The organism is Stenotrophomonas sp. NA06056 (genome assembly GCF_013364355.1).
Taxonomy (GTDB): domain Bacteria; phylum Pseudomonadota; class Gammaproteobacteria; order Xanthomonadales; family Xanthomonadaceae; genus Stenotrophomonas.
Window position 1 is genome coordinate 2,166,021 of the sequence record NZ_CP054931.1, and the last position, 19,208, is coordinate 2,185,228.

General features: G+C 66.4%; 17 protein-coding genes. All 17 read left to right on the forward strand.

Annotated elements, in window-relative coordinates; all coding sequences use genetic code 11:
- The 17 genes from flgJ to fliF all read left to right on the forward strand — a co-directional run bounded on the left by flgJ (position 1) and on the right by fliF (position 19,202).
- Positions 1-1,194, forward strand: a complete 1,194-nt coding sequence (gene flgJ, locus HUT07_RS09590; protein WP_176020756.1) for a flagellar assembly peptidoglycan hydrolase FlgJ — start codon at positions 1-3, stop codon at positions 1,192-1,194.
- An 8-nt stretch (positions 1,195-1,202) separates the two neighbouring features.
- Positions 1,203-3,083 (forward strand): flagellar hook-associated protein FlgK, encoded by a 1,881-nt coding sequence (flgK, locus tag HUT07_RS09595; protein ID WP_176020757.1) that lies wholly within the window; start codon positions 1,203-1,205, stop codon positions 3,081-3,083.
- Positions 3,080-4,282, forward strand: coding sequence for a flagellar hook-associated protein FlgL (gene flgL, locus HUT07_RS09600; RefSeq protein WP_176020758.1), 1,203 nt, complete (start codon positions 3,080-3,082; stop codon positions 4,280-4,282). Before flgK ends, flgL begins: the two co-directional genes overlap by 4 nt.
- Positions 4,283-4,647: 365 nt before the next feature.
- Positions 4,648-5,868 carry a flagellin gene (locus HUT07_RS09605; RefSeq protein WP_176020759.1) on the forward strand — a complete coding sequence of 407 codons (1,221 nt, stop codon included), beginning with the start codon at positions 4,648-4,650 and terminating at the stop codon, positions 5,866-5,868.
- Between the two features lie 72 nt (positions 5,869-5,940).
- Positions 5,941-7,137, forward strand: coding sequence for a flagellin (locus HUT07_RS09610; protein ID WP_176020760.1), 1,197 nt, complete (start codon positions 5,941-5,943; stop codon positions 7,135-7,137).
- Between the two features lie 86 nt (positions 7,138-7,223).
- Positions 7,224-8,441, forward strand: coding sequence for a flagellin (locus tag HUT07_RS09615; protein ID WP_176020761.1), 1,218 nt, complete (start codon positions 7,224-7,226; stop codon positions 8,439-8,441).
- Positions 8,442-8,884: 443 nt separating this feature from the next.
- Positions 8,885-10,303: a flagellar filament capping protein FliD gene (gene fliD, locus HUT07_RS09620; RefSeq protein ID WP_176020762.1), complete on the forward strand. Its 1,419-nt coding sequence runs from the start codon at positions 8,885-8,887 to the stop codon at positions 10,301-10,303.
- Positions 10,304-10,432: 129 nt separating this feature from the next.
- Positions 10,433-10,849: a flagellar export chaperone FliS gene (fliS, locus tag HUT07_RS09625; protein WP_025879005.1), complete on the forward strand. Its 417-nt coding sequence runs from the start codon at positions 10,433-10,435 to the stop codon at positions 10,847-10,849.
- On the forward strand, positions 10,846-11,139 hold the full coding sequence (locus HUT07_RS09630) for a hypothetical protein (protein WP_176020763.1): 294 nt from the start codon (positions 10,846-10,848) through the stop codon (positions 11,137-11,139). Before fliS ends, HUT07_RS09630 begins: the two co-directional genes overlap by 4 nt.
- On the forward strand, positions 11,136-11,714 hold the full coding sequence (locus HUT07_RS09635; protein WP_176020764.1) for a PilZ domain-containing protein: 579 nt from the start codon (positions 11,136-11,138) through the stop codon (positions 11,712-11,714). Before HUT07_RS09630 ends, HUT07_RS09635 begins: the two co-directional genes overlap by 4 nt.
- A gap of 91 nt (positions 11,715-11,805) precedes the next feature.
- On the forward strand, positions 11,806-12,438 hold the full coding sequence (locus HUT07_RS09640; protein WP_089241023.1) for a response regulator transcription factor: 633 nt from the start codon (positions 11,806-11,808) through the stop codon (positions 12,436-12,438).
- 300 nt (positions 12,439-12,738) lie between these two features.
- Entirely contained in the window at positions 12,739-14,148 is a 1,410-nt protein-coding gene (gene rpoN / locus HUT07_RS09645) for an RNA polymerase factor sigma-54 (RefSeq protein WP_176020765.1), read from the forward strand.
- Positions 14,149-14,162: 14 nt separating this feature from the next.
- Positions 14,163-14,540, forward strand: coding sequence for a response regulator transcription factor (locus tag HUT07_RS09650; RefSeq protein WP_049460600.1), 378 nt, complete (start codon positions 14,163-14,165; stop codon positions 14,538-14,540).
- Positions 14,537-16,042 carry a sigma-54 dependent transcriptional regulator gene (locus HUT07_RS09655; protein WP_176020766.1) on the forward strand — a complete coding sequence of 502 codons (1,506 nt, stop codon included), beginning with the start codon at positions 14,537-14,539 and terminating at the stop codon, positions 16,040-16,042. Before HUT07_RS09650 ends, HUT07_RS09655 begins: the two co-directional genes overlap by 4 nt.
- A 304-nt stretch (positions 16,043-16,346) precedes the next feature.
- Positions 16,347-16,763 (forward strand): hypothetical protein, encoded by a 417-nt coding sequence (locus HUT07_RS09660; protein ID WP_176020767.1) that lies wholly within the window; start codon positions 16,347-16,349, stop codon positions 16,761-16,763.
- 414 nt (positions 16,764-17,177) lie between these two features.
- A complete protein-coding gene (gene fliE / locus HUT07_RS09665; protein WP_025878997.1) occupies positions 17,178-17,543 on the forward strand; it encodes a flagellar hook-basal body complex protein FliE in 366 nt (121 codons plus the stop codon).
- A gap of 12 nt (positions 17,544-17,555) precedes the next feature.
- On the forward strand, positions 17,556-19,202 hold the full coding sequence (gene fliF, locus HUT07_RS09670) for a flagellar basal-body MS-ring/collar protein FliF (RefSeq protein ID WP_176020768.1): 1,647 nt from the start codon (positions 17,556-17,558) through the stop codon (positions 19,200-19,202).
- The last annotated feature ends 6 nt before the right edge of the window (positions 19,203-19,208 follow it).

Sequence of the window (19,208 nt, forward strand, 5' to 3'; positions counted from 1 at the left end):
ATGCGCATCACTCCCGCATTCGAACTGAGCCCGGCACAACAGAACGACCCGGCAAAGATCGACAAGGTCGCGCGCCAGCTTGAAGGCCAGTTCGCGCAGATGCTGGTCAAGAGCATGCGTGATGCCAGCTTCGGCGATTCGCTGTTCCCGGGTGAAAACAAGATGTTCCGGGACATGTACGACCAGAAGATCGCCGAGGCGATGACCCGCGGCAAGGGCCTGGGCCTGTCGAGCATGATCACCCGCCAGTTGTCCGGCGCGCAGGCCGAGGGCCCGGCGCTGGATACCCGGGTGGACCCGGCCAAGGCCAGCCGCGCCTACCAGCTCAATGCGCCGGCAGCACCGTCGCTGCCACTGCAGGACGCCGGCCAAGCCGTACGCATGCTGCAGCAGATGGCGGCCGGTGTGCAGGATGGCGCGCAGTCCTCCGTCGCACCGATGGAGCAGGCGCTGGACCTGATTGCAGGCCGGGAAAGCAGCGGCATGCACCGCTCGCTGGGCACCGACGATCCCTATGCCGGCGCCATCGGCGGTGCCGACTGGGCCGCGGCCAGCGACCAGTGGGCACCGACCGCCAGCAACCGCGGCAGCAGCGGCACTCCGGCCGATGCGCTGGCCACCCGCACCGCCGTCGCCCAGCTGGGCGCGCACACCCCTGAAGGCTTCGTCGCCAGCATCTGGCAGCACGCGCAGAGCGCGGCCAAGGAACTGGGCGTGGACGCCCGCGCCCTGGTGGCCCAGGCAGCGCTGGAAACCGGTTGGGGCAAGCGCCAGATCAAGCATGCCGACGGCAGCACGTCGCACAACCTGTTCGGCATCAAGGCCACCGGCTGGAAGGGCCAGAGCGCTACCGCCGGCACCCATGAGTATGTCGATGGCGTACGTCGCAACGAAACCGCCAGCTTCCGCGCCTACACCTCGCCCGCTGAGAGCTTTGCCGACTACGTGCGCCTGCTGAAGACCAGCCCGCGCTACCAGCAGGCGCTGCAGGCCGGCACCGATGTGCAGGGCTTTGCGCGCGGCCTGCAACGTGCGGGCTATGCCACCGACCCGCGCTACGCGGCCAAGATCGCCGCGATCGCCGGCGGCCCGACCATCGAGCGCGCCGTAGCCGCCGTGGCCGACGCTGGCTCACGCATCGGTCAGACCTTCGCCAGCACCGCAACCGCGGCGCTGGGTATCACTCGTCGTTGAGGAACCCCATGTCCAGCGTACTTTCCACCGGTACCAGTGCCCTGCTCGCCTTCCAGCGTGCGTTGGCCACCACCAGCCACAACGTGGCCAACCTCAACACGCCCGGCTACAGCCGGCAGAAGGTCGACTTCGCCACGGCCACCCCGCAGAACTATGGCTACGGCGACGTTGGCAACGGCACTCGCATCGTCGACATCCGTCGCGCCGCCGACCAGCTGGCGATCTCGCGCCTGCTCGACAGCAGCGGTGAGCTTGCGCGCCTGAAGCAGCTCTCTGGCATGGCCGACCGGGTCAATGCACTGTTCTCCGATCCCGCCACCAATGTGGCCGGGGTGTGGTCGAACTTCTTCGATTCGGTCAGTGGCCTGTCGTCCAATGCCGCCGGCACCGCCGACCGGCAGAATCTGCTCGATGGCGCCAAGGCGCTGGCCACCCGTTTCGGCCAGCTCAACACGCAGCTGAACAACCTCAATGGCGAGGTCAACAACGGTCTGCAGGCCGGCGCCACCGAGGTCAACCGTCTCGCCGCGGAAATCGCGCAGATCAACGGTGCCATCGGCACCAACATCGCCAATGCCGCACCGGACCTGCTGGACCGTCGCGACCAGTTGATCTCGCAGTTGATCGGCTACACCGGCGGCACGGCGGTGGTCCAGGACGGCGGCATCATGAACGTCTACACCGCCGGCGGCCAGGCGCTGGTGGTGGGCACCACCGCGTCCAAGGTCACCACGGTGGCCGACCCCTACCAGCCCGAGCGCCTGCAGCTGGCACTGCAGACCCAGGGTGGCACGATCAAGCTGGACCCGAAGTCGGTCGGCGGCCAGATCGGCGGCATGCTGGAGTTCCGCGATACCGTGCTGACTCCCGCCCAGGCCGAACTGGGCAAGCTGGCCATCGGCCTGGCCGAGACTTTCAACAGCACCCACCGTCAAGGTGCGGATCTGTACGGGCAGATGGGTGGGGACTTCTTCAACATCGGTACCCCGCGCGTGACCGGCAACAGCAGCAATACCGGCACCGGCTCGATCAGCGCCAGCTTTGGCGACCTCGGCAAGCTGGACGCACAGAACATCGTGCTCAAGTTCGACGGCACCAACTGGGCCGCCAGCCGCGCCGACACCGGCGCCACGGTACCGATGACCGGCACCGGTACCGCTGCCGACCCGCTGCTGATCAACGGCGTGAAGCTGGTGGTCGGCGGTGCGCCCGCAGCCAATGACCGCTTCCTGCTGCAGCCGACCGCTGGCGTTGCCGGCAGCCTGGAAGTGGCGATCACCGATCCTTCGCGCATCGCTGCTGCTGCTGCCGTCAAGGGCGCGGCTGCGCTGGCCAACACCGGCACCGGCAAGATGAGCGGCGTTACCGTGACCAATGCGGCCAATGCCAACCTGCGCAATCCGGCAGCGATCGTGTTCACCTCGGCCACCACGTTCACCATCGATGGCGGCCCGCCGCAGACCTACACCCCCGGCCAGACCATCAGCGCCAACGGCTGGAGTTTCGTGCTCGATGGCGTGCCCAAGAACGGGGATACCTTCAACATCACACCCACCCCGGCCGGCTCATCGGACAACAGCAACGCCACCAAGCTGTCCAAGGTGGAAGATGCAAAGGCATTCAACGCCGGCACCGTCACCCTCAACGGTGCGCTGGGCGGCTTGACCACGCAGGTGGGCGCCGCCGCGCGTTCGGCCGAGTACTCGCTGGACGCACAGCAGGTCATCACCAACCAGGCACAGAGCGCCCGCGACGAAGTGTCCGGCGTGAACCTGGATGAGGAAGCGGCCGACATGCTGCGCCTGCAACAGGCCTACCAGGCCGCCTCGCAGTTGATTTCCACCGCCGACAGCATGTTCCAGACCATCCTGGGAGCCGTGCGCCGATGAGCACCCGTATTTCCACCAGCATGATGTACAGCCAGTCCGTTGCGCTGATGATGTCCAAGCAGGCCAAGCTGAGCCATCTGGAACAACAGATCGCCACCGGCAGCAAGATCCTCAGCGCCAAGGACGACCCGGTCTCGGCCGGCGCCGCCGTCGGCCTGGACCGCAGCCTGGCCGCGCTGGACCGCATGAAGCTCAACGCCGGCAACGTGCAGAACCGCCTGGGCGTGCAGGAAAATACCCTGGCCCAGGTGGGCGACATGATGGGGCGGATCAACGAGCTGACCATCTACGCCAACAATCCGGCGTTGGCGCCGGCCGACAAGCAGTCGCTGGTTACTGAAATCAAGGCGATCCGTGACAACCTGCTGTCGCTGGCCAACAGCAGCGATGGCACCGGCCGCTACCTGTTTGGCGGCACCAACGATGGCGACCCGCCGTTCTCGCAGGTGGGCGGCAAGATCGTCTACAGCGGTGACCAGACCCAGCGCAAGGTGGAAATCGGCCCTGACACCTACGTACAGGACGCGTTGCCCGGCAGCGAGATCTTCCTGCGCATCCCCACCGGCGATGGCTTCGTGGATGGTGGCCCGGCAGCGGGCAACACCGGCACCGGCGTGCTGACCAACGTCACCCGCGATGGCTCCAGCACCTGGAACGGCCAGTCCTTCAGCGTACGCTTCACCGCCGCGGACCAGTACGAAGTCCTGGATGCCGGTGGCACGGTAGTGGGCACCGGCAACATGAAAACCGGCGACGACATCGTGGTCAATGGCGTGCGCATGCACATCGATGGCAAGCCTGCTGCCGGTGACAGCTTTGCGGTCACGCCGTCCAGCAGCCGCGATATCTTCGGCACCCTGGACGCGCTGATCGGAACACTGGAAGCCGACACCGGTTCGCCGGCAAAGCTGGCCGTGCAGCAGAACGCATTGCAGAGCAGCCTGCGTGATGTGGCACGCGCCGCCGAGCGGATGATCGATTCGCGTGCGGCCGGTGGCGCGCAGTTGAAGGCGCTGGACAATGCCGCCGACATGCGCGAAGCCAACGGCGTGACGCTGAAGACCACGCTGTCGCAGATGCGCGACGTGGACTACGCCGATGCGATGAGCCAGTACCAGCTGGAAAGCACGGCGCTGCAGGCGGCGCAGACGCTGTTCTCGCAGATGCAGTCGATGTCGCTGTTCAACAAGATCCGCTGATTCCACGCGCCAGCGCTGGAACCGAAGGCCGCGATGCCAAGCATCGCGGCCTTTTTCGTTTGCGGCCGTCGCGGCGCCCGCCAGGCATGGCCCGGCGCTTCAGACCGTCGTTCAGCTTGGCCGCCAGCCGCCGATACCCCTTCCAGCGCTGGCCGGGCCCTGCCCGGCCGCCCTTCCTGGGGCAACGCAAACCCCGGAAAAACAGCCTTCCCGCACGAATTACGGTGTCAACGGAATTCCCGGCTAAAGGTTGTTGACAAAGCGCCGTTATTCATTTGGCAACGGCGAAGCACACAGCCAAACAAAAAAACAGGCGGCGCTTCGTTTCTTTCACCAACGGGTTCCACATAAGAGGAGACGACCCCATGGCACAGGTAATCAACACCAATACGATGTCACTCAACGCTCAGCGCAACCTGAGCACGAGCGGCAACTCGCTGGCCACCACCATCCAGCGCCTGTCGTCCGGTCTGCGCATCAACAGCGCGAAGGACGACGCCGCCGGCCTGGCGATCTCGGAGCGCTTCAGCACCCAGATCCGCGGCCTGGACGTGGCCATCCGCAACGCCAACGACGGTATCTCGCTGTCCCAGGTCGCCGAGGGTTCGCTGAGCGAAGTCGGCAACAACCTCCAGCGCATCCGCGAGCTGGCCGTGCAGTCCTCCAACGCCACCAACTCCTCCAGCGACCGCAAGGCGCTGCAGGCCGAAGTGACGCAGCTGGTCTCGGAAGTGGACCGCGTGGCCAAGCAGGCCGACTTCAACGGCACCAAGCTGCTGGACGGCAGCTTCACCAGCCAGCTGTTCCAGGTGGGCGCCAACGCTGGCCAGGCCATCGCCATCAACAGCGTGGTCAACGCCAAGGCCGATTCGCTGGGCGCGGCGAGCTTCGCCAACGGTTACACCGGCACCGCGCTGGCAGCCGACAAGGCCACCGCCGATACCACCTTCTCACAGCTGCAGGTCGTGGTCACCCCGCCGGGTGGCACCGCAACGTCGGTCAACATCGGCGACATCTCGGTGAAGTCCGGTGAGTCGATCAGCGCCGCGACCGCGGCTGCGATCAACAACAAGCTGGGTGAAACCGGCGTGGTCGCTTCGGTCAATGCGGGTGTCATCAGCCTGGCCTCGGTCAAGGATGGGCAGACCTTCTCACTGGCAGCCGCCGGCCCGGCCTCCACGGTCCCCGGTGCGGTCGTCACCGACCTGGCCAACATCGGCCTGACCCAGAGCAGCACCAATGGCGGCACCCTCACCGGCGTCACCAGCAGCTTCGTCAAGGATCTTGATGTCACCACCGCCGTTGGCGCCCAGAAGGCCCTGTCGATCGTCGACAAGGCGCTGGAGTCGGTCAACAGCGTGCGCGCCGACCTCGGCGCCATCCAGAACCGCTTCACCTCGGTGGTCGCCAACCTGCAGACCTCCTCGGAGAACCTGTCCGCATCGCGCAGCCGCATCCGCGATACCGACTTCGCCAAGGAAACCGCCGAGCTGACCCGCACCCAGATCCTGCAGCAGGCCGGTACGGCCATGCTGGCCCAGGCCAACCAGGTACCGCAGAACGTGCTCAGCCTGTTGCAGCGCTGACATGAGCCGCCCCCGGGGCACGTCGGGGGCGTCTAACCCAACTCACGTGCAACCGCTCAAGGACCTCTCCTCATGGCACAAGTAATCAACACCAACACGATGTCGTTGAATGCTCAGCGTAACCTGAGCACCAGCGGCAGCTCGCTGGCCACCACCATCCAGCGCCTGTCCTCCGGTTCGCGCATCAACAGTGCCAAGGACGATGCGGCCGGTCTGGCCATCTCCGAGCGTTTCGGCACCCAGATCCGCGGTACCGACGTGGCCATCCGCAATGCCAACGACGGCATTTCGCTGGCCCAGGTCGCCGAAGGTTCGCTGACCGAAATCGGCAACAACCTGCAGCGCGTCCGTGAGCTGTCGGTGCAGGCCTCCAACGCCACCAACTCCGCCAGCGACCGCAAGGCGCTGCAGGCCGAAGTGACCCAGCTGGTCAGCGAAATCGACCGCGTGGCCAAGCAGTCGGACTTCAACGGCACCAAGCTGCTGGACGGTTCGTTCTCCAGCCAGCTGTTCCAGGTCGGCGCCAATGCGGGCCAGGCCATCGCCATCGACAAGACCATCGACGCCAAGGCCAATGCCCTGGGCGGTGCGCAGTTCGCCAGCGGCAAGGTTGCCATCGCCGCTGCCGGCAGCGCCACCGCCGACATCGCCCTGACCGGCCTGAGCATCACCGACAGCAAGGGCGCCAAGGTCGACTTCGCTGACCTGACCGTCAAGAGCGCTGGCAGCGTCGCCGCTACCGGCACCGCCGCTGCCACGGCACTGGCTGCTCATATCAACGCCAAGATCGGTGAAACCGGCGTGCTGGCCGAAGTCGATGCCGCAGGCACCGGCCTCACCCTGAGCTCGGTCAAGGACAGCGTCGACAAGGACGGTGCCTACAAGGGCTTCACCGTCGCCGCTACCGGCGCGACCTACACCGACGACGTGACCGCGCCGGCAGCTCCGGCCAAGAAGTTCGCCGACAAGATCGACGTGTCCACCGTGAAGGGTGCACAGCAGGCAATGGAAGTGGTCGACAAGGCCCTGGGTGCGATCAACAGCACCCGCGCCGACCTCGGCGCCGTCCAGAACCGCTTCACCTCGGTGGTTGCCAACCTGCAGACCTCTTCGGAGAACCTGTCGGCGTCGCGCAGCCGCATCAAGGACACCGATTTCGCCAAGGAAACCGCTGAGCTGACCCGCACCCAGATCCTGCAGCAGGCCGGTACGGCCATGCTGGCCCAGGCCAACCAGGTGCCGCAGGGCGTGCTCAGCCTGCTGCGCTGATCCGCTCTCTGATCGATCACCGGGCGCCGGCTGAGGCCGCGCCCGGTTTCTGAAACACGTTCCACCTTCGCCAAAGGAAAAGCACCATGGCACAAGTCATCAACACCAATACGATGTCCCTGAACGCTCAGCGCAACCTGAGCACCAGCGGCAGCTCCCTGGCCACCACCATCCAGCGCTTGTCCTCCGGTTCGCGCATCAACAGCGCCAAGGACGATGCGGCCGGTCTGGCCATCTCCGAGCGTTTCGGTACGCAGATCCGCGGTACCGACGTGGCCATCCGCAATGCCAACGACGGCATCTCGCTGGCCCAGGTCGCCGAAGGTTCGCTGACCGAAATCGGCAACAACCTGCAGCGCGTCCGCGAGCTGTCGGTGCAGGCCTCCAACGCCACCAACTCCGCCAGCGACCGCAAGGCGCTGCAGGCCGAAGTGACCCAGCTGGTCAGCGAAATCGACCGCGTGGCCAAGCAGTCGGACTTCAACGGCACCAAGCTGCTGGACGGCTCGTTCTCCAGCCAGCTGTTCCAGGTCGGCGCCAATGCGGGCCAGGCCATCGCCATCGACAAGACCATCGACGCCAAGGCCAATGCCCTGGGCGGTGCGCAGTTCGATGCCGTGTCCTTCACCGTGGCCGCTCCGGCTGACGGCGCGACCGGCCTGAAGGTTGCCGGCATGACCATCACCAACGCCTCCGGCGCTGCGGTGGCCATCGATGGCATCGATGTCGCTGCCCAGGGTGGTGCCGACGGCACCAAGACCCAGGACGCGGCCACCAAGGCCATGGTCGCTGCCATCAACGCCAAGATCGGCGAGACCGGCGTGCTGGCCGAGATCGATACCGCCGGCGGCGGCAAGATCAACCTGAGCTCGGTCAAGGACAGCGTCGACAAGAACGGCGCCTTCCTCGGCATCGCCGTGGAAACCGGCACCTGGACCGGCGCCACCGGCCCGGCCGACATCGCTGCCAGCACCACCGCAGTGGCCAAGAGCTTTGCCGACAAGATCGACGTGTCCACCGTGAAGGGTGCACAGCAGGCAATGGAAGTGGTCGACAAGGCCCTGGGTGCGATCAACAGCACCCGCGCCGACCTCGGTGCGATCCAGAACCGCTTCACCTCGGTGGTTGCCAACCTGCAGACCTCTTCGGAGAACCTGTCGGCGTCGCGCAGCCGCATCAAGGACACCGATTTCGCCAAGGAAACCGCTGAGCTGACCCGCACCCAGATCCTGCAGCAGGCCGGTACGGCCATGCTGGCCCAGGCCAACCAGGTGCCGCAGGGCGTGCTCAGCCTGCTGCGCTGATCCACGGCAAGAAGGCGCCGCTACCGTCGGCTTGAACCGACGGTAGCGGCAACCCGACAGCCACGGCGTACACAGGTGCGGGCTATGCCCGGCCCGGGAAACGTCCCGAACCGGCTTGGCATCGCCCGCCTCTGCGGACCTCTCTTTCAGCGTTGTGCATTTTGACTGTACGTACCGGGCGGCTTCGTCTCCCCCCGATTGTCAGTAGCCTGATCCCTCCCCTGCATTGGGGGAGGGTTTTTTACAGACCCCCGGCAGCCCGCGGTGAACCCACCCGCACCCTGCCCCAGATCTCCTGCAACCGGCGTGCCAGAACCGCCCCTGCGGCCAGTGGCACGGCACATGCATCAACGAAGTCCTCAAGACCCAGCGGCGCAGGCCGCTATTTTCGTTGACGACGGGCCGCCGCACGACGGCCAGGCCCGTATACCAGGAGAAACGACGTGGCAGACTTTGGATACGGTGGCATTGGCTCAGGCCTGGATATTTCCAGCATCGTCAACCAGCTGGTCGCGGCTGACCGCAAGCCGGCCGACAATGCGCTGAACCTGCAGCAGTCCAAGACCAAGATGCAGCTGTCGTCGATCGGCACGGTCACCTCGGCCTTCGACAAGCTGAAGACCGCACTGACCGCGCTGAAGGCCACCACCGCCTTCGACACCCGCACCGTTACCGCCACCGGCAAGGCCGGCCCCAACAACGCCAATGACGTGCTGACGGCGTCCGTGGCGCTGTACGACGTAGGCACCACCAAGGCCGCCGCGTCCAACGGCACGCATCTGGTCGAGGTGAAGAACCTGGCGTCGGCGCACAAGCTGATCGCCGACACCTCGGTACCCAAGACCGACACCTTCGGTGCCGGAACCTTGACGCTGACCGTTGGCGTGGGCGACAAGGCCAAGACCATGAACATCGAGGTCGAAGCCGGCGACACACTGACCACGGTGCGCAACAAGATCGATGCCGCCGGACGCAAGGAGGGCGTGCAGGCCACGCTGATCAGTTCCGGCGACAACCAGTACCTGTCCATCGCCCAGGAAAAGACCGGCGCGGCCAGTGCCATCAAACTGGAGTACGGCGGCAGTGATCCGAAGCTCGGCGCCCTGGTTGGCAGCCTGAAGGAAAACACCCCGGCAAAGGACGCCCTGCTGACCATCGATGGCGTGGAGGTGACCAGCGCCAGCAACACCGTGGCCGATGCCGTGCCGGGCCTGACCCTGAACCTGAAGGAACAGGGCAAGAGCACGGTCGTCATCAGCACCGACACGACCGCGGCGACCAAAGTGATGCAGGAGTTCGTCACCGCCTACAACGCGGCGCTGGCGGCGATCAACACCGAGACCAAGTACGACCTCAAGACCAAGGAAGCCTCCTCGCTGACCGGTGACGCGCAGATGCGCGGCGCGGCCAGCCAGCTGCGCTCGGTGATGAGCGCCGTGCTGAAGAACCTGTCGGCAGACGGCCTTGATCCCAAGACGCTGGGCCTGCAGACCCGGGGCTTCCCCAACGCCGATGGCAGCCTGGTGCTGGACACCACCAAGTTCGCTGCCGCGCTCGGCAGCCAGCCGGAAAAGATCCGCCAGGCGATCACCGGCGACAAGGGCGGTGCCGGCGAACTGTTCACCATGGTCGATGGCTATGTGAGCACCACGGTCGGCAAGGAAGGCGCGTTCGTGGCGCGCACCAAGAGCCTGAACAACACGCTGACCGACATCGACAAGCGTCGCAAGGCGCTGGACGTGCGCATGACCGGTGTGGAAGCGCGCTACAAGAAACAGTTCCTGGCGCTGGACAGCCTGATGGGCAAGCTCAGCCAGAGCAGCAGTGCGCTGTCGCAGCAGCTGGCCCAGTTGAACCGCTGAGGAAACACGCACGGCGCTCAAGTTTGGCGCCGTACGCACCGATAACGGACGCAACAGCAATCATCGCAGTGCCGGCGTCAACGGTCCCTCCGACCGCACCCCGGCACCCCGCGCAAGGGAGAATCACGAATGTACGGTTCCAGCCGTCAGTACGCCGAGCAATACCGCCAGGTGGGTGTGACCAGTGCGGTCGCCGATGCCGATCCGCACAAACTGGTGGCGCTGCTGCTGTCCGGCGCACTGGAGCGCGTGCGCCGTGCACAGGCCACCCTCGATCAAGGCGACCAGGCCGGCAAGGGCAAGGCGATCGGCGAAGCATGCGCGATCGTCGCCCACCTCAACGGCTCGCTGGACCATGAAGCCGGCGGCGAGATCGCCGGCAACCTGTCGGCGCTGTACGACTACCTGCTGCAGCGCCTGACCGAGGCGAACCTGCACAACGACCGCGCTGCGCTGGACGAATCGCTGCAGCTGCTGGGCGAGATCGACGGTGCCTGGAATGCCATCCCGCACGAGCAGCGCCGTCCTGCGGCGGTGGCGCCATGAGCCTGCTTGAACTCAACGCGCAGCTGGATGCCTTCGAGAAGGCACTTGAGGAAGAAGCCTTTGAACAGGCCGACAGCCTTCTGGATGGCCATGACAGCACCCTGCACTCGCTGCTGAGCCAGCCGTTGGGCAGCGCCGACCACGCACCCTTGTCGGCCCTGCTGGAGCGCCAGCAGAGCCTGCTTGGCCTGCTGCGGCAGCGTCGCGATGCGGTATCGGTGCAGCTGCAGGATGGCCGCCGCTCCCTTCGCGCCGCGCGTGCTTACCTGCAGGCAGAATCGCTGGCATGACCCTCCTGCCGACCACGTCCCTGCATCACCCTGCCGAAAGCGAGCTGTTCGACGAAACACTCAGCTGCGAACTGGCCTTGCCGGCCGAGTTCCAGGCCGGCAGTGCAGTGGGCCGCACCAGCAGCGCCGAAGGCCTGCTGCGCAGCCTGGCCCTGGTCGAAGACAGCCGCATTGACGAACACGAAGAACGCAGCGAAGCCAGCCTGCAGCTGCAGCGGCTGGAGGCCAAAGTGGACCTGACCATGGTCCTGCTCGGCCGCCTGATCCGCCAGCAGGGCCAGGAGCCGACGCTGCGCCCGGTACGCTGGTCGCGCCGCGGCATCCGCCTGCAACTGGGTCCACGCAGCGGCAGCCTGCCCGGTCAGGCCGGCGTGGTCCGCCTGCAGCCCAGCGACTGGCTTCCCGACCATATCGACCTGCCGGTGGAAGTCATTGCCGAAGCGGCCGATGGTGGCGGTGGCCACTACTTGTGGCTGCGCTTCCATCGCCTCGGCGACGGCCTGGAAATGGCGATGGAACGGCATCTGTTCCGGCTGCATCGGCGGCAGGTGGCCGAGGCCCGCCGCGCACGCTGAAATCTGCCACCATGCAGACGGACGGACGGCCCTTGGCGCGCCCGTTCAGCTAAGTTAAGGTGGTCCCCCCTCCCCAACCTCCAGCGTGCCTGTGCGAGTTCTCATCGTCGACGATCACACCCTGGTTCGCGCCGGCTTGGCGCGGCTGCTGCAGGGGTTTGCCGACGTGCAGCTCGTCGCCGAGGCCAGCAATGCCGAACAGGCACTGCAGATGGCCCTGCTGCATGCGCCGGACGTGGTGTTGATGGACCTGTCGCTGCCCGGCCGGACCGGCCTGGAAGCGCTGAGCGACATCCGCCTGCGCGCACCCGGCACGCGCATCGTGATGATGACCATGCACGATGACGCCGCCCATGTGCGCGATGCGCTCGATCGTGGTGCGGTCGGTTTCGTGGTGAAGGATGCCGCGCCGCAGGAACTGGAACTGGCGCTGCGTGCCGCGCATGCCGGCCAGGTATTCCTGAGCCCGCAGATCTCGGCCAAGATGCTGGCGCCGATGCTTGGGCGCGAAAAGCCGACCGGCATTGCCGCGCTGTCGCCGCGCCAGCGCGAGATCCTTCGCCGCATCGGCAAGGGCGAGAGCAACAAGGAAATCGCCGCCGACCTGGGCATCAGCGTCAAGACGGTGGAAACCCATCGCGCACGCATGATGGAATCGCTGGGCTGCCGTCGCGCCAATGATCTGCTGCTGCTGGCTGCGCGCCACCAGCACGAGCTGGAATGACCTCCACTCGCCGCGGGTGACGCCGCGGTGCCGCGCGCAGGACGGGCGACGAAATACCGTCACCCACACGCACCCCGACGGGATTCCGTGCCACTGGCGCGAACAGCCACCTCGGCGACCGACCACGAATCAACGATTTAGCGAGCGGGATCGTCAAATTCCCGCGTCCGTGTAGGGAATTTCCTTACACGCTGTCGGGAATGCCACCAATCCCCTCAGGAACCCCCCGATTCCGCCCTTGCAGGATCAAAAGCAAGATGTGTTCCACAAGGCGTCGGGGAGCGGCGCCGGGGAACTGCAATGAAGGCTTCACTTTCGACCCAGCTGGGCCAACAGCTTCACCTCACCCCGCAGTTGCTGCAGTCGATCCGACTGCTGCAGCTGGACGGCCTGCACCTGGAGCAGGAAATCCAGCGCCTGCTGGATTCCAACCCGCTGCTGGAAATCGAAGACGCCGAAGCACCCGCCGCTGACGCCACCGATGCAGCCAGCACCACGATCGATACGGCCGCGTTCGACGAGCTGCCCGAATCCTCGATGTGGGATGTGTCTGGCGCCAACTGGCAGGACGGCGACGACGACCGCATGGCACGCATTGCCGCCGGCGAATCGACCGACCCACAGCTGCGCGTGCTGCAGCGCCTGGCGCTGGACCTGGACGAGCGCGAACTGGCGGTGGCCGCCTTCTGGCTGGAACACTGCGACGATGCAGGTTACCTGCAGGCACCGCTGGCGCAGTTGCAGTTGCTGGCCAGCGCGCAGTTCGATATCGATGGCAACGGCGTTGAAGCCATCCGTCAGCACCTGCTGCAGGGCGAGCCGGCCGGCATGGCCGCGCAGGACCTGCGCGAATCGCTGCTGGCCCAGCTGTGCAGCCTGCACGGCGTAGTGCCGGCCCGGCATCTGGCTGCGCGCATTCTCGAGGGCGCACTGGATGCCCTGGCCGCACATGACTACCCCGCCCTCGCCCGCCAGCACGACGCCGAGATCGAGGACGTACGCGAAGCGGTTCGCCTGATCCTGTCGCTGCAGCCGCGCCCGGGCGACAGCCTGCTGCCCGAACGCAATGCGGTGGTGGTGCCGGATGTGGTCGCCTGGCACGGCGACGATCAGTGGAAAGTGGCGCTGAACCCGGCCACCAGCCGCCGGGTGTCGATCAACAGCCAGTACGAACAAGCCCTGACCGACAGTGGCGATGCCGCCCCGGCACTGCGCGAGATGCTGCAGGAGGCGCGCTGGTTCAGCCGCGGCCTGTCGATGCGCTACGACACCCTGCTGCGCACCGCGCGGGTGATCGTCGAGCGCCAGGCGGCCTTCCTGGTACGTGGCGAGGAAGCCATGGCGCCGCTGACCCTGAAGGAAGTGGCCGAGGAAATCGGCATGCACGAATCCACCGTTTCGCGCATCACCACCGGCAAGTACCTGCAGACCCCGCGCGGCACCTTCGAGCTCAAACACTTCTTCGCGGTGCGCCTGGAAGGGGCCAGCGTGTCCGGACAGGCGGTCAAGGCCATGGTCCGTCGCCTGATCGACGCCGAACCCGCCGGCCGCCCGCTGGCGGACGAGGCCATCGCCGGCCTGCTGTCCCGCCAGGGGGTGAACATTGCCCGTCGAACCGTCGCAAAATACCGCGAACAACTGGACATCGCCCCGGCCCGTGAACGGCGCCGGGTCAACGCCAGGCAACCGCAGCTGGCCCGGGTGGGCTGAAAAGGATGTTGGACATGAACAAGCTCACAGTTCTGTTGGTCGATGACCACGAGGGCTTCATCAACGCGGCGATGCGCCACTTCCGCAAGATCGACTGGCTGCAGATCGTCGGCAGCGCCGGCAACGGCCTGGAAGCGATCGAACGCTCGGAAAGCCTGCGCCCGCAGGTGGTGCTGATGGATCTGGCGATGCCGGAAATGGGCGGCCTGCAGGCCACCCGTCTGATCAAGTCGCAGGATGATGCGCCCTACATCGTGATCGCCAGCCACTTCGATGACGTCGAGCATCGCGAACACGCGCTGCGCGCCGGTGCCGACAATTTCGTCAGCAAGCTGTCCTACATCCAGGAAGTCATGCCGATCCTGGAAGGCCTCAGGGAGGATCGGTCGTGAGCGAATCGCGCATCCTGGTACTGGACAACGATGCGGTGCGTGCCGAGCGCACCGTCGCCCTGCTGGAATTCATGGACTTCAACCCGCGCTGGGTGTCCGATGCGGCCGATTTCGACCTGGCCCGACAGCGCCAGAACGACTGGATGGCGGTGATCGTCGGCAACCTCGACGACAGTGCCGCCAGCACCGCGCTGTACGCCTGGCTGGGGGGCAGCAGCCTGCCGCCGCCGGTGCTGCTGGCCGACGGTGATGCCACTGCATTCGCCCACCGGCATGGCCTGCACGAAGCCAACATCTGGCCGCTGGAGGCGCCGCTGCGCCATGCGCAGATGGAAGCCCTGCTGCGTCGTGCCAGCCTCAAGCGGCTGGATGCCGAGCACCAGGCCGGTGCCGTGCAGGAGCAGGGCCCGACCGGCAATGGCCCGGCGGTGACCGAGCTGCGCACCATGATCGAGCAGGTCGCCGCATTCGACACCACCGTGCTGGTGCTGGGCGAATCGGGCACCGGCAAGGAAGTGGTATCGCGCAGCATCCATCAGCGCTCGCCGCGCCGCGATGGTCCGTTCGTGGCGATCAACTGCGGCGCGATTCCGGCGGAACTGCTGGAAAGCGAGCTGTTCGGCCACGAGAAGGGCGCCTTCACCGGCGCACTCACGGCGCGCAAGGGCCGTTTCGAAATGGCCGAGGGTGGCACCCTGCTGCTCGATGAGATCGGCGACATGAGCCTGCCGATGCAGGTCAAGCTGCTGCGCGTGCTGCAGGAGCGCAGCTTCGAGCGCGTGGGCGGCAACCAGACCATCCGCTGCAACGTGCGGGTGATCGCCGCGACCCACCGCGACCTGGAGAGCCGGATTGCCGATGGAAAGTTCCGCGAGGACCTGTTCTATCGCCTCAACGTATTTCCCATTGACGTACCGGCCCTGCGTGAACGTCGCGAGGACCTGCCGGCGCTGGTGGAGACCATCGCCACCCAGCTGGCACGCACCGGCCGCGGCGAAGTGCGCTTCACTCCGGAAGCACTGCAGGCACTGGCCGGTTACGAGTGGCCGGGCAACGTGCGCGAGCTGACCAATCTGGTCGAACGCCTGGCGGTGCTGCACCCGGGTGCGTCGGTACGCGTACAGGACCTGCCGGCACGCTATCGCGGCGATGCCGCGCTGGCCACCGTGGCTGTCGCCGCAGCCCCGCCGGTGGTCGCCAGCGAAGAGCGCCTGGACCTGCGCAGCTTCTCGTTCCACACCCCGGGCAGCGGCAACCAGCCGTCGCTCGAACACGGCATTGCAGTGAACCGTGCCGCAGCACCGGCCGCGTTGCCGGACGACGGCCTGGACCTGCGCAACCACATGGCCAACATCGAACTGGGCCTGATCAACGAGGCACTGGAGCGCACCCAGGGCGTGGTCGCCCACGCCGCCCAGCTGCTCGGCCTGCGCCGCACCACCCTGGTGGAAAAGCTGCGCAAGTACGGCATCGAACGCGAGCAGGCCGAACTGGCCAGTTGACCCGCGTTGCCAGCACGAAGGGGGCACGAACGCCTGGGCTTGCCCGGGCGTTGGTGTTTCTGGGGGTGTTACCGGGCTGCCGCCCGGCACCCGCAGAGGCAACGGCCGAAGCAACGGCAACAGCTGACTTCCTGCGCGATGCGCGGGTGGGTCTGCAGCAGCGGCCGGATTGCTCAGTAGATCCACGCCATGCGTGGATGACGGATGACGGCACGAAGAACGGCTCGCTGCTTTTGCATGTTTTCCTACAGACAACGCAGCTGCATTGCGCAGCATGGCAGGAACATCCCAACGAGGTTCCGCCATGCGTCGCCTGACTCTGCTCACCGCCCTGCTCTGCCCGGCCCTGGCCACGGCCGCCGACTGCACCCTGCCCGCCACGCTGGACCAGCGCCAGTTCACCAACCTCAGCGATCCGCTGTACGCGCCCGACAACCCCAACGCCGGACGCATGGTGCAGGTCAGCTTCGCCGGCAACCAGTACGTCCTGGACATCCTGGGAACCGACCTGCGCATCGGCGGCAGCTATCGCTACCAGCGCCTGGCCCCGCACGTGGCGGAAATCCGGATGAGCGAAAACCATCCGGCCGGACCCGCCCACTACACGCTGCTGCTGACCTGCCAGACCGACCGCCAGGGCCGCTTCATCTACACCCAGCACAACGGCCCCATCGCACCACGCCAGCGCCAGAATTCCGGCCGGTGGACCCTGCAGCCCTAGGCCAGAAAACCGACGCCGGTTAAATGGCGCGAACAGCGTGCCGACCAACGGTCGGCACCCACCACAACAGCGGCCAACGGTCGGCACCCACCATCAGCAGCAGGTTCCGACAGATCGCGGAAATCTGTCGAAGGCGGGGTGGGTCCGGTGGCGGGGGTGTCCGCGGCATGGATGCCGCGGCCAAGCCCCCATGGATGGGTTTACGGCGTCCCCCGCCACCGGACCCACCCCGCCCCCCGACGGAATGCAGGTTTTTGACGTTGACGTTGACGTTGACGTCGATTCGGCAGGTGCAGGGCGCAGCCCTGCCCAACACCCCCAACCCTCACGTCACTGAACCGATCAGCGATTTCGGCACGGCACTTGCACTAGCTCCAGCAGACACCCCCATCCCTGTTTCTGGAACCGTTGCAGATGTCCCACTCCGTCACTTCGATCCTTTCCCAGATCCGCTCCTACCAGACCCAGGTGGGACAGCCCGCGCTCAACCCGCTGGCCGAAGCGCCGCGTAGCAATGCCCTGCCGGGCACGGTGCTGGATGCGCCGCAGGTCCAGCCTGCCAGCTTCACCGAAACCCTGCGCGGCGCCATCGCCGGCGTCAACGATGCGCAACAGAAATCCGGCGCGCTGGCCAAAGCCTTCGAACTGGGTGAACCCGGCGCCGACCTGGCCAAGGTGATGGTCGCCTCGCAGCAGTCCCAGATCGCCTTCCGCGCCACCGTGGAAGTCCGTAACCGTCTCGTCCAGGCCTACCAGGACGTGATGAACATGCCGCTGTAAGGATAGAACCGCATGGCCCTGTCGCTCTCCAAGGAATCCCTGAACGCCGAAAAAGCGGGCCAGTGGTTCGATCGGCTGCAAAGCCTGCAGATCACCCGTCGGCTCGGACTGATGGCGATGATCGCCGTGGCCGTGGCGGCCGGGCTGTTCGTGTTCTTCTGGTCGCAGAAGCCGGGCATGGTGCCGCTGTATACCGGCCTGGACCAGAAGGCCACCGCTGAAGCGACCGACCTGCTGCGTGCCGCACAGATTCCGTTCCAGCTGGACCCGGCCACCGGTGGCATCACCGTGCCGGAAAAGAACCTGCACGATGCCCGCCTGAAACTGGCGGGCTCGGGCCTGACCGACAGCGGCAAGCTCGGCTTTGAACTGATGGAGCGCGACCCCGGTTTCGGTGTCAGCCAGTTCGTGGAAAGCGCGCGCTACCAGCATTCGCTGGAAACCGAACTGTCGCGCACCATCAACACGTTGCGCCCGGTGCGCGATTCGCGCGTGCACCTGGCCATTCCCAAGCCCAGTGCCTTCACCCGCCAGCGTGACGTGGCCAGTGCCTCGGTCACCCTGGAACTGCGTGGCGGCCAACAGCTGGAACGCAGTCAGGTCGATGCCATCGTGCACATGGTCGCGGCCAGCATTCCGGACCTGGCCCCCGAGCGCGTGACCGTGGTCGACCAGAGCGGTCGCATGCTCAGCGTCAGCGACCCGAACAGCGAGGCAGCAGTCAACGCCGCCCAGTTCGAACAGGTGCGCCGCCAGGAAACCTCGTTCAACCAGCGCATCCGCGAACTGCTGGAACCGATGACCGGCCCCGGTCGGGTGAATCCGGAAGTCAGCGTCGACATGGACTTCTCGGTGACCGAAGAGGCGCGCGAACTCTACAACGGTGAACCGCAGAAGCTGCGCAGCGAGCAGATGAGCGAGAACACCAGCAGCACACCGGGCCCGCAGGGCGTGCCGGGCGCGACCAGCAACAGTCCGCCGGGCCAGCAGGCCGCACCTGCCACCGCGCAGACTCCGACCGAAAGCAGCAAGAACGCGACCCGCAACTACGAGCTGGACCGTACCCTGCAGCACACGCGCCAGCCGGCTGGCCGCATCAAGCGCGTGTCGGTGGCGGTGCTGGTGGACAACGTGCCGCGCGCCGGCGCCAACGGCAAGGTTGCACCGCAGCCGCTGTCGGCCGCCGAACTGACCCGGGTCGAAGCGCTGGTCAAGCAGGCCGTCGGCTTCAATGCCGAGCGCGGCGACACCGTGTCGGTGATGAATGCCCCGTTCGTGCGTGACACCACGCCGGTGGAAGGCCCCGCCTGGTGGGAACTGCCGTGGGTGCACGATGCCGGCCGCATGCTGCTGGGTGCGCTGGTGGTGATGGCACTGCTGTTCGGCGTGCTGCGCCCGGCACTGCGTGGCATCACCGGCCAGAACAGCAAGAACGAAGAACTGGCGCTGGAGCCGCATACCGCGGACGTGCAGCTGGTCGATGACGATGGCACCCCGCTGCCGGCGCTGGGCGCCGACCGGGCAAGCCTGGGCGGGCCGGAAGCATTGGCCTTGCCGGTGGATTCATATGAGGAACGACTGCGGATGGCCCGTGAAGCCGTGAAGACCGACTCCAAGCGCGTGGCCCAGGTGGTCAAGGGCTGGGTGGCCAATGACTGAGGTCGT

Bases quoted from the DNA above. Each gene is read 5' to 3' on its own strand.
- flgJ (WP_176020756.1), top strand. From the start codon at position 1: ATGCGCATCACTCCCGCATTCGAACTGAGCCCGGCACAACAGAACGAC.
- flgK (WP_176020757.1), top strand. From the start codon at position 1,203: ATGTCCAGCGTACTTTCCACCGGTACCAGTGCCCTGCTCGCCTTCCAG.
- flgL (WP_176020758.1), top strand. From the start codon at position 3,080: ATGAGCACCCGTATTTCCACCAGCATGATGTACAGCCAGTCCGTTGCG.
- HUT07_RS09605 (WP_176020759.1), top strand. From the start codon at position 4,648: ATGGCACAGGTAATCAACACCAATACGATGTCACTCAACGCTCAGCGC.
- HUT07_RS09610 (WP_176020760.1), top strand. From the start codon at position 5,941: ATGGCACAAGTAATCAACACCAACACGATGTCGTTGAATGCTCAGCGT.
- HUT07_RS09615 (WP_176020761.1), top strand. From the start codon at position 7,224: ATGGCACAAGTCATCAACACCAATACGATGTCCCTGAACGCTCAGCGC.
- fliS (WP_025879005.1), top strand. From the start codon at position 10,433: ATGTACGGTTCCAGCCGTCAGTACGCCGAGCAATACCGCCAGGTGGGT.
- HUT07_RS09630 (WP_176020763.1), top strand. From the start codon at position 10,846: ATGAGCCTGCTTGAACTCAACGCGCAGCTGGATGCCTTCGAGAAGGCA.
- HUT07_RS09635 (WP_176020764.1), top strand. From the start codon at position 11,136: ATGACCCTCCTGCCGACCACGTCCCTGCATCACCCTGCCGAAAGCGAG.
- rpoN (WP_176020765.1), top strand. From the start codon at position 12,739: ATGAAGGCTTCACTTTCGACCCAGCTGGGCCAACAGCTTCACCTCACC.
- HUT07_RS09650 (WP_049460600.1), top strand. From the start codon at position 14,163: ATGAACAAGCTCACAGTTCTGTTGGTCGATGACCACGAGGGCTTCATC.
- HUT07_RS09660 (WP_176020767.1), top strand. From the start codon at position 16,347: ATGCGTCGCCTGACTCTGCTCACCGCCCTGCTCTGCCCGGCCCTGGCC.
- fliE (WP_025878997.1), top strand. From the start codon at position 17,178: ATGTCCCACTCCGTCACTTCGATCCTTTCCCAGATCCGCTCCTACCAG.
- fliF (WP_176020768.1), top strand. From the start codon at position 17,556: ATGGCCCTGTCGCTCTCCAAGGAATCCCTGAACGCCGAAAAAGCGGGC.